The sequence below is a fragment of the Geomesophilobacter sediminis genome, from assembly GCF_016458275.1.
Lineage (GTDB): Bacteria > Desulfobacterota > Desulfuromonadia > Geobacterales > Geobacteraceae > Geomesophilobacter > Geomesophilobacter sediminis.
This window is the reverse complement of the sequence record NZ_JAEMHM010000024.1, coordinates 73,408-85,488: the sequence shown is the minus strand read 5'-3', so window position 1 is coordinate 85,488 and position 12,081 is coordinate 73,408. Positions and strand designations below refer to the sequence as shown.

The 12,081-nt window shown below is 63.1% G+C and carries 13 protein-coding genes; 1 reads left to right on the top strand and 12 read right to left on the bottom strand.

What is annotated here, in order from left to right; translation table 11 throughout:
• Positions 1-287 precede the first annotated feature (287 nt).
• Positions 288-449 (top strand): hypothetical protein, encoded by a 162-nt coding sequence (locus tag JFN93_RS22535; protein WP_199386640.1) that lies wholly within the window; start codon positions 288-290, stop codon positions 447-449.
• 178 nt (positions 450-627) lie between these two features.
• Here the strand turns inward: JFN93_RS22535 and JFN93_RS22530 are convergent, their stop codons facing one another.
• From JFN93_RS22530 to JFN93_RS22475, 12 genes are all read right to left on the bottom strand, one after another.
• Complete coding sequence (locus JFN93_RS22530) at positions 628-912, bottom strand: hypothetical protein (protein WP_199386639.1); 285 nt, start codon at positions 910-912, stop codon at positions 628-630.
• A gap of 19 nt (positions 913-931) precedes the next feature.
• Positions 932-1,651: a pyridoxine 5'-phosphate synthase gene (locus JFN93_RS22525; RefSeq protein WP_199386638.1), complete on the bottom strand. Its 720-nt coding sequence runs from the start codon at positions 1,649-1,651 to the stop codon at positions 932-934.
• Entirely contained in the window at positions 1,651-3,009 is a 1,359-nt protein-coding gene (gene glmM / locus JFN93_RS22520) for a phosphoglucosamine mutase (RefSeq protein ID WP_199386637.1), read from the bottom strand. Before glmM ends, JFN93_RS22525 begins: the two co-directional genes overlap by 1 nt.
• A 183-nt stretch (positions 3,010-3,192) precedes the next feature.
• Positions 3,193-3,585 carry a CdaR family protein gene (locus JFN93_RS22515; protein ID WP_199386636.1) on the bottom strand — a complete coding sequence of 131 codons (393 nt, stop codon included), beginning with the start codon at positions 3,583-3,585 and terminating at the stop codon, positions 3,193-3,195.
• Positions 3,582-4,340 carry a diadenylate cyclase CdaA gene (gene cdaA / locus JFN93_RS22510; RefSeq protein WP_199386635.1) on the bottom strand — a complete coding sequence of 253 codons (759 nt, stop codon included), beginning with the start codon at positions 4,338-4,340 and terminating at the stop codon, positions 3,582-3,584. Before cdaA ends, JFN93_RS22515 begins: the two co-directional genes overlap by 4 nt.
• 11 nt (positions 4,341-4,351) lie before the next feature.
• Entirely contained in the window at positions 4,352-5,221 is an 870-nt protein-coding gene (gene folP, locus JFN93_RS22505) for a dihydropteroate synthase (protein WP_199386634.1), read from the bottom strand.
• Positions 5,218-7,056, bottom strand: coding sequence for an ATP-dependent zinc metalloprotease FtsH (gene ftsH, locus JFN93_RS22500; protein WP_236021910.1), 1,839 nt, complete (start codon positions 7,054-7,056; stop codon positions 5,218-5,220). The genes folP and ftsH overlap by 4 nt, the downstream gene beginning before the upstream one ends.
• 172 nt (positions 7,057-7,228) lie before the next feature.
• Positions 7,229-8,791 carry a tRNA lysidine(34) synthetase TilS gene (tilS, locus tag JFN93_RS22495; RefSeq protein ID WP_199386632.1) on the bottom strand — a complete coding sequence of 521 codons (1,563 nt, stop codon included), beginning with the start codon at positions 8,789-8,791 and terminating at the stop codon, positions 7,229-7,231.
• Positions 8,727-9,626, bottom strand: coding sequence for an ATP-binding protein (locus tag JFN93_RS22490; RefSeq protein ID WP_199386631.1), 900 nt, complete (start codon positions 9,624-9,626; stop codon positions 8,727-8,729). Before JFN93_RS22490 ends, tilS begins: the two co-directional genes overlap by 65 nt.
• A complete protein-coding gene (locus tag JFN93_RS22485; RefSeq protein WP_199386630.1) occupies positions 9,619-10,134 on the bottom strand; it encodes a hypothetical protein in 516 nt (171 codons plus the stop codon). Before JFN93_RS22485 ends, JFN93_RS22490 begins: the two co-directional genes overlap by 8 nt.
• A gap of 25 nt (positions 10,135-10,159) precedes the next feature.
• Positions 10,160-11,002 carry an oligopeptide ABC transporter permease gene (opp4C, locus tag JFN93_RS22480; protein WP_199386629.1) on the bottom strand — a complete coding sequence of 281 codons (843 nt, stop codon included), beginning with the start codon at positions 11,000-11,002 and terminating at the stop codon, positions 10,160-10,162.
• Between the two features lie 85 nt (positions 11,003-11,087).
• Positions 11,088-12,068 (bottom strand): ABC transporter permease, encoded by a 981-nt coding sequence (locus JFN93_RS22475; protein WP_199386628.1) that lies wholly within the window; start codon positions 12,066-12,068, stop codon positions 11,088-11,090.
• Between the last annotated feature and the right edge of the window lie 13 nt (positions 12,069-12,081).

Here is a 12,081-nt window from a genome sequence, read left to right as displayed (position 1 = left end):
CCCCGAGAAAAACAATGGTGGGATTCTATCAGAGTTTTCTAATTTTTGTCCTATTGGGTCCCCGCTCCCTCCTCCTAAAGGCGTCGCGGTGGCGGGAGATTCTTTCGAGCTCGGTATGTGTTATATTCATGAGTAACAACGACATTGGGCAATAATCTGGAGGGTCCCGCGCGGGCCGTCAGAGCCCTGGCCACGGGGAAGGTTGCGTATCGTTTCTCAGCGCGACCTGGGGACCGTCAGCACTCGGGATCATGCGGGAAAGCCCGGGGAAACGAAGAGGTGCTCGAATGGGAAAAGAAGGAAAGACCCTCTGCAAGTGGGATAAGGACGACATCAAGGACGACTTCAAGGAGCTGAAGAAACTGGTGGCCGAGCCGCGGTATGTCTGTCGCAAGTGCGCCCGGGCGGCCAAAACCGACAAGGTGCTCTGCAAGCCGGAGGAACTGTAGCCTCCGCCCCGACCTCCCCAGCGGGGACTGGCTCCGCAGCTGCCTGTCCTCCCCGCTGAGGCGCACTACGTCGCGTTTGGTACCGCAACGCGACCTGCCCATTACCCAGCGGTTGAAACACAAAGAAGGCGGGAGCCAATGCCCCCGCCTTCCTTTTTTTCAGCAAAACGGAACCGTCTCAGCGGTCGGTGGACCCGCCCGATTCCTTGCGTTTTTTCTCTTCGGCCATCCGCTGTTCGTAGTTCTGGCGGATCCGCTGCTGTTCGGCCCAGTGCTTCTCCCAGTCCTTCTTCTTGACCAGGTGGAGGACGATGCTGCCAAGCATGATGCAGATCCCGTAGAAGATCGGCATGGTCATCCCGTCGACGATCCCCTCGATGATGCAGCCGACCCCGACCAGCAAGATAAAGGTCTCGACCCGGAATACCTTCGAAGCCAGCGACTTGTTCCCTTCCTCTTTCATCGACACCCCTTCGCCCTTTTCAGGCGTATCTTACCAGTTCGGACATGTCGCGGACCGCGCGGTCCAGCCCGACCAGGATGGCGCGGGACATGATCGAATGCCCGATGTTGAACTCTTCGATATCCCCGATTGCGGCGACCTTCTTCACGTTCACGTAGTTCAGACCGTGGCCGGCGTTGACGCCGAGATCGAGTTTGCGCGCCAGCTTCACCGCGTTCTCGATCTTGATCAGTTCCTGCTCCTCGGTCTTCCAGTCTTTGGCCTCGGAGAAGGCGCCGGTGTGGATCTCGATGTAATCGGCCCCTACCTTGTTGGCGGCCTTGATCTGGTCCGGATCGGGATCGATGAAGAGACTGACGATGATCCCGCCGTCCTGCAGCCTTTCCACCGCCTGCTTCACCGTCTCCATGTTGAGCCGCACGTCGAGCCCCCCTTCGGTGGTCAGCTCGGCCCGCTTCTCCGGAACCAGGGTGCAGCACTCCGGCTTCACCGAAAGCGCGATGTTCACCATCTCGTCGGTCGCCGCCATCTCCAGGTTGAGCTTGGTCTGCACGGTCTGGCGCAGGATCTTCAGGTCCCGGTCCTGGATGTGGCGCCGGTCCTCGCGCAGGTGGATGGTGATCCCGTCCGCCCCGGCCAGTTCCGCGATCGCGGCCGCGGCGACCGGGTCCGGCTCGGTCCCGCCGCGGGCCTGCCGCAGGGTCGCCACATGGTCGATGTTCACTCCCAGACGCGCCATTACTCGTTTCCTCCCAGGGCTCCGGAGACGGTGGAGGCGATCTGGTTGGCCCAGTCGTTGATCAGCCGCTCGTCCGGCCCCTCCAGCATGATGCGGAGCAGCGGTTCGGTGCCGGAATAGCGGATCAGCACCCTCCCCTCCCCTTTGAGCTTCTCTTCGACGTCGCGCACCAGCGAGGCGATCTCGGGAACCTGCATGATGTCGCTTCGCTGCGCCAGACGCACGTTGACCAGCACCTGCGGCAGCGGCGTCATCACCATGGCAAGCTCGGAGAGCCGCTTGTCGTACCGCTGCATGATGGCCAGGACCTGCAGCGCGGAGAGGATGCCGTCCCCGGTGGTGTTGTGGTCCAGGAAGATCATGTGACCGGACTGCTCGCCGCCCAGGTTGTAGCCGTTTTTCTGCATCTCCTCGACCACGTAGCGGTCGCCGACCGCGGTCCGGACCACGTGCCCGCCGGCCCGGTTCAGGGCGATTTCGAGCCCCATGTTGCTCATGACGGTCGCGACGAGGGTGTTCTGGTTCAGGATTCCCTGCTTCATCATGTGGGTGGCACAGATGGCCATGATGCGGTCTCCGTCCACCACGCTGCCGTACTCGTCGACGAAGATGACCCGATCGGCGTCACCGTCGAGCGCGATACCGAGGTCGGCGCCGTACTCCTTGACCGCGGCGCTCATCACCTCCGGGTGCAGCGAGCCGCAACCGGCATTGATGTTGGTACCGTTGGGCTTCACCCCGATGGCGATCACTTCGGCGCCCAACTCCTCGAACACGGCCGGGGCCACCTTGTAAGCGGCGCCGTTGGCGCAATCCAGGACGATCTTCAGACCGGAAAGGTCGAGGTCCTTCGGGAAGGCCCCTTTCAAAAAGACCACGTAGCGGCCGGCGGCGTCGTCGATGCGGTACGCCTTGCCGACTTCCTTGGCGGTGGGGCGGAAGTCGTCGATCCGCTTGGAGAAGATGAGCTCCTCCATCATCAACTCGACGTCGTCGGGAAGCTTGAACCCGTCCCGGGAGAAGAACTTGATCCCGTTGTCTTCGAAGGGGTTGTGGGAGGCGGAGATGACCACCCCCGCATCGGCGCGCATCGAGGAGGTGATGTTGGCGATCCCCGGGGTGGGGAGCGGGCCGACCTGGAGGACGTCCACCCCCATGGAACAGATGCCGGCAACCAGCGCATTCTCCAGCATGTAGCCGGAAAGGCGGGTGTCCTTGCCGATGACGATCCGGTGGCGGCGCTTGCCGTTACGGAAGATGTACGCGGCGGCACGGCCGATCTGCATCGCCATTTCCGCAGTCATGGGATAGACGTTGGCGATGCCTCGCACCCCGTCGGTTCCGAACAGTTTCTTCATATGGGCTCCTTCCAGGAAAAAATCTATGTATATGGTGCGACAGTAATATCGCCTGCGTGTTGCGGGGCGATGACATCTTTGTAAACCTGATCGTCCTGAGGCCCGGCTGATTCGGCAGGGGTGACATTCCGGCGGGGATCAAGATCTTTCGATAAGCAACGTAAGCCGCCCCCCTGTTGGCGCTCACTTCGTGGCTTGCGTTTGCAGCGTCACCGAAAACGACCCCGGGAATACCGTCTCAACCGTCAACTCGGGATCCAGTTTTACCAGGCGTTCCGGAGCCGCAAAGGTGGTCACGCCGGCGCCGGAGCGGGACAAATCGACCCTGTATACCGGGGCTTCGCCCAGCCTCGCGCGCAAGAGCACAATCCGCGGTCCGGAGACCTTCATCTCCAGGGTTTTGGGCGGCGGCGATCCCAGCGTCAATCCCGGTGCTATCCCTTCGACCTGTACCGGCACGGTAAGGGAAAGCTCGTCATGGCGTTCCAGCACCAGGGAAAACCAGAGCAGAAACGCCAAGACGACGCTCAACGCCCGCACCAGCAGGGTGTGGCTCTCTTTTCCGGACCGGCTCATTTAAGCCACCTCGGCTCGACGAGCCGCCGCAAAAGCTTCCCCAGCGCCGGCGGATCGAGGTTGTCGGTCTTTTTCCCCCCCACCACCAGCGATACGGTGCCGCTCTCTTCCGAGGCGACCACCACGACGGCGTCCACCAGCTCGGAAAGCCCCAGCGCCGCGCGGTGCCGCGTGCCCAGGTTCTTGTTCACCTCCGGGTTCTGGGTGAGCGGCAAAAAGCACCCGGCCTTGGTCAGTTTCCCCCGCTGGATGATCACCGCGCCGTCGTGGATCGGCGAGTACGGGAGGAAGATGGAGGAAATCAACTCGCTGGTGACCTTGGCATCGATGTCGGTACCCACGGCGAGGTAGGTATCGACCGGGATGCTCCGCTCGATGACGATCAGAGCGCCGATCCGTTTCTGGGCCAGGCTCGCCACCGCGAAGACCAGCTCGTCGATGACATCGGACATCGTTTCGTTCTTTTCGTGCTGGTGACGGGTCAGCACGGTGAAGGCCCGGCGGATATCGGTCTGGAAGATGACGGCAAGGACGACGACGGAGGAGGCGAGGAGCGCGTCGATCAGCAGGCGGGCGGCACTGAGGGCGAAAAACCGGGTCAGGAGGTGTCCGAGGAAGAGCAGGCAAAGAACGCCCAGGATGCGCTGCGCCATGACCCCCTTGACCAGGCGCGAGAGCCGGTAAACGACAAAAGCCGTCAAGGCCAGGTCCAGAAGGTCCTGCAACAAACCCCTATTTTGCAGGAGCTCCGTCATCGGCACCAGGGTCAGTCATTTCTCAGAGGTTCGGAAAGGGGGAGAATTGCCCGGGTCATGTCCGCCACGTCCCGCATCGCCCCGACGTCGTGCACCCGCACGATCGAAGCGCCGTTCATGATGGAGACGGCGACTACCGCGGCGGTTCCCATCACGCGATCATCGACCTTCTTGCCGGTAACCGTCCCGATGAATCCCTTGCGGGAGGGGCCGATCAGGATCGGGCACCCGAGGTCGAGAAACTCGCGAAGCCGGCGGATCAGCTCGAGGTTCCCCGCGCGATCCTTGGCAAAGCCGATCCCCGGGTCGACGACGATCCTTTTTCGGGGAAGCCCCGCGGCCACGGCGGTCTCGATGGACCGCCCCAGATATGCTTTCACCTCCCCGATCAGATCATCGTAGGAGGTGTCGCGCTGCATCTTATCTGGGGTACCGCGGGTGTGCATGACCACGAGCCCGGCATCGGCCTTCGCCACGGCCTGGGCCATGGCGGGATCGAAGGCGAGCCCGCTGACGTCGTTGACGATCTCGGCTCCGGCGGCGCAGGCGGCACGGGCCACCGCCCCCTTGTAGGTATCGACCGAAATGGGGACTTTGAGCCGGCCGGAAAGTGCCTCGACCACCGGGATCACCCGGTCCAGTTCCTCGGCCTCGCCCAAGGCGGGGGATCCGGGTCGGGTGCTCTCACCACCGATGTCGATGATGTCGGCACCCTCCCCTTCCATTTCCAAGGCCCGCTCCACGGCCCGCTCGATGGAAAAGAAGCGGTTCCCGTCCGAAAAGGAGTCCGGGGTGATGTTGAGGATACCCATCACCAGGGGGCGATCCAGCGGCAGGGTGCGCCGGGAAAGCTCCCAGGTGGGGGTGATCACGTGGGTCATGCCTCGGCGTGCCCTTCCGGGGCGAGATCGGTGCCGGCGATGATCCGGTCGACTTCATCGCCGGTCAGGTTCTCCTTCTCGATCAGGGCGAGGGAGATCTTGTGCAGGGAGTCGAGGTTGGACCTCAGCAGGTCGAGCACCCGAGCGTAGTTCTGCTCGACGATGCGGCGGATTTCGCCGTCGATCTCGACCGCGGTCTGCTCGCTGTAGTTCTTGTGGGTGGCCATCTCGCGGCCGAGGAAGATCTGCTCGTCCTTCTTGCCGAAGCTGACCGGACCGAGCTTCTCGCTCATCCCCCACTCGCAGACCATCTTGCGGGCGATCTCGGTGGCGCGCTCGATGTCGTTGCCGGCGCCGGTGGTCATGGAGTTGAAGATGATCTCTTCGGCGGCGCGGCCCCCCATGAGGACGGCGATCCGGTCCAGAAGCGAGGTCTTGGTGTAGCTGTGCTTGTCCTCGATCGGAAGCTGCATGGTCACGCCGAGGGCGCGGCCGCGCGGGATGATGGAGACCTTGTGCACCGGGTCGGTGCCCGGGATGAGCTTCGCGACGAGGGTGTGGCCCGCCTCGTGGTAGGCGGTGTTCTTCTTCTCCTCGTCGGAGATGACCATGGAGCGGCGCTCGACCCCCATGAGGACCTTGTCCTTGGCATCGTCGAAGTCGATCATCTCGACGAAGTTCTTCTCCTTGCGCGCGGCAAGGAGCGCCGCCTCGTTGACCACGTTGGAGAGGTCCGCACCGGAGAACCCGGGGGTCCCGCGGGCGACGACGCCGAGGTCGACGTCGGGGGAAAGCGGGGTCTTCTTGGCGTGCACCCGGAGGATCATCTCGCGCCCCTTCACGTCGGGACGGGGCACCACGACCTGGCGGTCGAAGCGGCCCGGACGGAGCAGCGCGGGGTCGAGGACGTCGGGGCGGTTGGTGGCCGCGATCAGGATGACCCCCTCGTTGGACTCGAAGCCGTCCATCTCGACCAGGAGCTGGTTCAGGGTCTGCTCGCGCTCGTCGTGACCGCCGCCCAGGCCGGCGCCGCGGTGACGGCCGACGGCGTCGATCTCGTCGATGAAGATGATGCAGGGCGCGCTCTTCTTGCCCTGGACGAACAGGTCGCGGACGCGGCTTGCGCCGACGCCGACGAACATTTCGACGAAGTCGGAACCGGAAATGGAGAAGAAGGGAACCCCGGCCTCGCCGGCGATGGCGCGGGCCAGAAGGGTTTTACCGGTACCCGGAGGGCCCATGAGGAGCACCCCTTTCGGGATCCGGCCACCCAGCTTGGTGAACTTCTTGGGGTCCTTCAAAAAGGCGATGATCTCTTCGAGCTCTTCCTTGGCCTCCTCGATGCCGGCCACGTCCTCGAAGGTCACCTTCCCCTGCGCCTCGGTCAGAAGCTTCGCGCGGCTCTTGCCGAAGGCCATCGCCTTGCCGCCGCCACCCTGCATCTGGCGCATGAAGAAGATCCAGACCGCCACCAGGAAGATGATCGGGAACCAGGAAACCAGCAGCGAGAACCAGGAGAAACGCTCCTCTTCCGGGCGCGCCGAAACCGCGATGTGCTTGGCGAGAAGGCGGTCGGTCAGGTTGGCGTCGGAGGGTTTGTAGGTCCTGAATTCCTTGCCGTCGGTGAACTTACCTATGATCTCGTTACCCTGGATGGTGACGGAACTGATAGGACGGGGCGTCTGTTTGACCTTGCCCGTATCAACCGCTTCAATGAAGTCACTGTAATCAAGCTTCTCCTGCGTCGGTTTCGGCTTGTTGAAGAGGTTGAACAGAAGGATCATCATCAAACTGATCACCAACCAGAGCGCCAGGTTTTTATAGAATTGGTTCAAGAGACCTCCCCTTTTAGTATCTAGCAACCTCGACATAGCGGCGTCTTTGTAACGCGCTGTCGGGGGCCTAAGCCTGGATTTTCCAATGCCGGATGGCAGTGCGAACGGCGCAGATGCAGCTTTTCGAATGGACTAAAAGCATTACCACAAAGGTGCCACCTTGACAAGTTCTTTAAGGATTCAAAGTTAATAACTCGACACGCACTACATCGCCCGTTTCCCCGGCAATTCGCGCGGTTTCTCCGAGCCGGATCCCCCCCACCCAGACGAGGTCGGCGCCGCTGAAAAGCAGGGGAACCAGGGGGCGCTCGCTGCGGGGGATTTTCCGGTCAATGAAAAGATCCTTCACCTTCTGCTCACCCTGCATTCCCAAGGGGCGGAAGCGGTCCCCGGGGCGAAATCCGCGCACTACCAGAGGAAATGGTACACCCTCCGGACTCATGAAAGCAATGTTGGCCGAAGGGGGGACCAGAGTGCCAGGGTGCGGCACGCGCTGCACCAGGAGGACCCGGCCGCCGGGAAGGGGGTAGCGACCTTCGGCAGGGACGGGGATGGACCAGGGAGAGAGGGGGGGGCTCCCCTGGGCTCTTCCTTTTGGCGTGGGCAGGTGGTGCCGGCGGTGTGCTTGCCATTCAGGGAGACCTTGGACAGGAACCCCATCCTCACCCGGTCCCTCCCCTTGAAGATGAGGGGACGCAGAGCCGACCGCGTCGCTGAAAAACCAAAGATCGGCGTAGCGACGGGTGGCGGTGATGCCGTCGGGAAGGTCGAGGCGGGCGCTCGGGGAAGGAGCGGTGAGCAGATTATCCACCGACTCCAGGTGGGTCAGGGCGATTCTGGAGAGATCGCCCTTCACGACGGCGATCGCGTGCCGGTAGAGCCGCAGCCGCAGGCCGCGCGGCTCGCGGGCTACCTCATCACCTTTCAGGACAACGCCTTCAGGGCATGCCGAGCCGTAGGCGGCGAACGCCCTTTCGGTCATCTGCTGCAACAGTTCCTCGTCCGCGGCGAGGATATCGGCGGTCGCGCAGAGGCGGTCGCAGACGGCCGGGTTGTAGCGCCGCAGCATGGGGATCAACTCGTGGCGGATGCTGTTTCTCAGATAGGCGGTGTCGTCGTTACTCTCGTCGTTACGCCAACTCAGCCCGCGGGCCTGAAGGTAGCGTTCCAGTTCCTCGCGCGAGATGCGGAGCAGGGGGCGCTTCAGGATTCCCTGGGCGACCGGGCGCATGGCGGTCAACCCGCTCCCCCCGGCCCCGCGCAGAAGCCGCATCAGCACCGTCTCGGCCTGGTCGTCGCGGTGGTGGGCCAAGGCGATACTGGTCGCGCCGTGGTCGGCGGCGACTTGTCGGAAGAAACCGTAGCGGACCTCGCGTCCGGCATCCTCCAGGGAGAGGCGCTGGTCGCGGGAAAAGCCGGCCACGTCGACGCGTTGGGCAATGAAGGGGAGACGGTAGGATGCGGCAAGGTCGGCGACGAAGGACTCGTCGCCGTCGGAGGCGGCGCCGCGCAGGGAGTGGTTGAGATGGGCTACGACGAGGGAGAGCGCGGGGCGGCGGCACCTGCTGAGCAGGTCGAGCAGGGCGACCGAATCGGCGCCGCCGGAAACCGCCGCAACGACGGTCTCACCCTCCCGGAAAAGGGAGCGATCGAGCTTCTTCAGGAGCGCCTCAGTCAGCGTTCCCTCCCAGAAGATGACGCCCGGCGAGATCGTCCACGAACTGCTTCGCGGCACGGCCGGAGCGCTGCCCCTTTTCGAGGGCCCAGATGATCGCCTGCTTGCGCAGGGTTTCCGGGTCGATGTCGAGCCCGGCGGCCTCGGCATAGCGCTCTACGATCATCAGGTAGGTCTGCTGATTGAACGGAGTGAAGGAGAGGTTCAGGCCGAAACGGTCGGCCAGAGCCAGCTTGTCGGAGACCGCCTCCTCGGGATGGATCTCGGCGCCCGGCTCGTTTCTCAGGTTGTCGGTCATCCGCTCCGGCATGAGGTGACGGCGGTTGGACGTCGCGTAGACCACGAGGTGATCGGGACGCGCCTCGAGCCCTCCATCCAGAAGGACCTTGAGTTCCTGGTACGAGGTGTCGCCTTCGGCAAAGGAGAGATCGTCGCAGAAGAGGATGAAACGGTAACCGGCGTGGCGGACCTGCGCCATGATCAGCGGCAGGTGCTTCAGATCGCTGCGCTGCACCTCGATGATGCGCAGCCCCTTGGCGCCGAACCGGGGGAGGAGCCCCTTGATGCAGGAGGACTTGCCGGTCCCCCGCTCCCCCCAAAGGAGCACGTTGTTCGCCGGGAACCCGGCGACGAACTGGGCGGTATTGCGCACCAGCGCTTCCTTGGCGTAGTCGACGCCGACCAGGGTGTCGAGGTCGAAAAGGTGCGGGTGGGTAATGGGAATCAGCGCGCCGCCCCTGCCCCGCCCTTCCCAGCGGAAGGCATAGTAGCGGTCGAAGATGACCGGATCGGGTGCGGTAACGGGGTCGACCCCGTCCAGGAGGTGCTCCACCCGCTGCAGGACCCGATCCAGGCGTTCAATGGTATAGGTAAAAGCCTGCGGCAACTCACTCATCTTTAAGGCTGCACTCCTTTTCCCAGGCATGATAGCCGTCGCCGGTGATGTCCCAGTACGATTCGATCCGCTCCGCGTAGTACGAGAGGTCGTTGCACTCATTTTCGATAGCCTGGAGGAACTTGAGGGAGATCAGCTGGTGCCCGTGCAGGAAACGGTAGAAAGCCCTGATTCCGGCGAGATACCCTTCGATCTCCGAGGCGAGCGGCTCCATGGTATTGGCGATGTACCAGTTGCCGGCGAACTGCCGGACGATGCCGGGGCGCTCGTCGAAGATGGAGCGCATCTTGATCGACACCACGAAGTCGCGGACGAAGAAATCCGCGGCGCCGGCGAGCTTGGTCGCCTCCTCGGGCGTCAGGCCGGCTTCCTGGCTTTCGGTATAGAAACGGTGTAAAAGATCGCTGCACAGCTTGTCCACCCGCAGTTCATCGTCGAGCGTGACCGGAACGAAGTCCCGCTTGTCAATCTTCAACTGATCGAATCCCTCTTCGCAAAACTCGCCCATGTAATATCACCTGCCTGTAATGTAGTTATTTTTTCTGTCTCGGATCCAGTGCGTCCCGAATCCCCTCCCCCACCAGGTTATAGGAAAGGACCGTCACCAGGATGGCCAGACCCGGGAAAAGGGAGAGCCACCAGGCGAACTCGATGTAGTCTTTGCCGGCGGTGAGGATGTTGCCCCAACTCGGCGTCGGCGGCTGTACCCCGATCCCCAAAAAGGAGAGCGCCGATTCGGTGAGGATGGCCCCGGCCACGCCGAGGGTTGCCGAAACCAGCACCGGGGAAAGCGCATTGGGGAGGATGTGCCGGAAGATGATCCTCAGGTCGGATGCCCCCAGCACCCGTGCGGCGAGGACGAAGTCCCGCCCCTTCAGCGAAAGGACCTCCGCCCGTACCAGGCGGGCCACCCCCATCCACCCGGTGAGGCCGATGATCATCATGATGTACCAGATGGACGGCTCCAGCATGGCGATGACCGCCAGGATCAGGAAGAAGGTCGGGAAGCAGAGCATGATATCGACCAGCCGCATCAGCAGGGAGTCGACCCACCCGCCGTAGAAACCGGCAACCAGCCCGATCACCGTTCCGACCACGACCGCGATCCCGACGGCGACAAAGCCTACCTTCAGCGAAACCTGGGCGCCGAAGACCACCCGGGTGAAGACGTCGCGCCCCAGTTCGTCGGTGCCGAACCAGTGGGTTCCCGAGGGGGGAAGGAGCACGTGCCAGGCATCGATCCGGTCCGGATTGAAGGGGGTAATCCACGGCGCGAACACGGAGAGCACGAACAGGACGATGACGAGCAAAAGCCCCGCCGCCGCCAGCCGGTTGTTCAGGAAACGCCTCCAGAAGTCTTTGTAGTATCCGCTCATAGTGAAGTCACTGTTGTTTGCGCCGGGGCCGATCGGACCGCCAATGGAAGGGGACTGGCTCCGCCAGCTGCCGGTCCCCCTTTCCTTACCCTTTCCCGTGCCTGATCCGCGGGTCGGCCACCGCGTAGCCCAGGTCGGCCAAAAGGTTCCCGACCAGGGTGAGGCAGGCGCCGATGACCAGGATCCCCAATACCAGCGGGTAGTCGCGCGCCATGACGCCTTGATAGAAAAGCTGCCCCATCCCCGGGATGGCAAAGATGGTCTCGAAGATGACGCTCCCCCCGATCAGCCCCGGCAGGGAAAACCCGAGCAGGGTGATGACCGGAAGGAGGGCGTTTTTCAGCGCATGCTTGTAAATGACCACCCGCTCCTTCACCCCTTTGGCGCGGGCGGTGGTGATGTAATCCTGGGAAAGGACCTCGACCATCGTGGAGCGCATGTAACGGGAAAGGCCGGCCAGGCTGCCGAAGGTGGCGATGGAGATCGGCAGGACCAGGTGCCGGGCCAGGTCGGCAAACCGGCCGAACCCGGAGAGCTTCTCGCTCCCCAGCGAATGGAGCCCGGATATCGGGAGCACCGGATGCAACACGCCGAAGAAGTACATGCAGAGCAGGGCCAGCCAGAAGGTCGGCACGGCAAAGCCGAGGAAGACGAACACGGAGATACCCCGATCCACCAGGGTGTCGCGGTGCACCGCGGCGATGATGCCGATCGGCAGCGCCAGCCCGAACTCCAGAATCAGCGCGATGACGTTGAGCGACAGGGTGATCGGAATCCGCTCGGAAATCTTGTCGATGACCGGCCGGTTGTCCGGCGCAAAGGAGCGTCCGAAGTCGAGCTTGGCCAGGTGGGATAGCCAACGGCCGTACTGGACGTAGAGCGGCTTGTCGAGCCCGTAGAACTCCCGCAGCCGCTGCCGCGCGGCCGCGGACACCTTCGGGTTCATCGCCGACTGCATCTCCACCGGTTCCCCCGGGGCCAGATGAATCACCACGAAGGTGATCAGCGTGATCCCGAGAAAGAGGGGGAAGAGCATCAGTATGCGTTTTACGAGGTACTGGAACATAAAACCCCGGGGC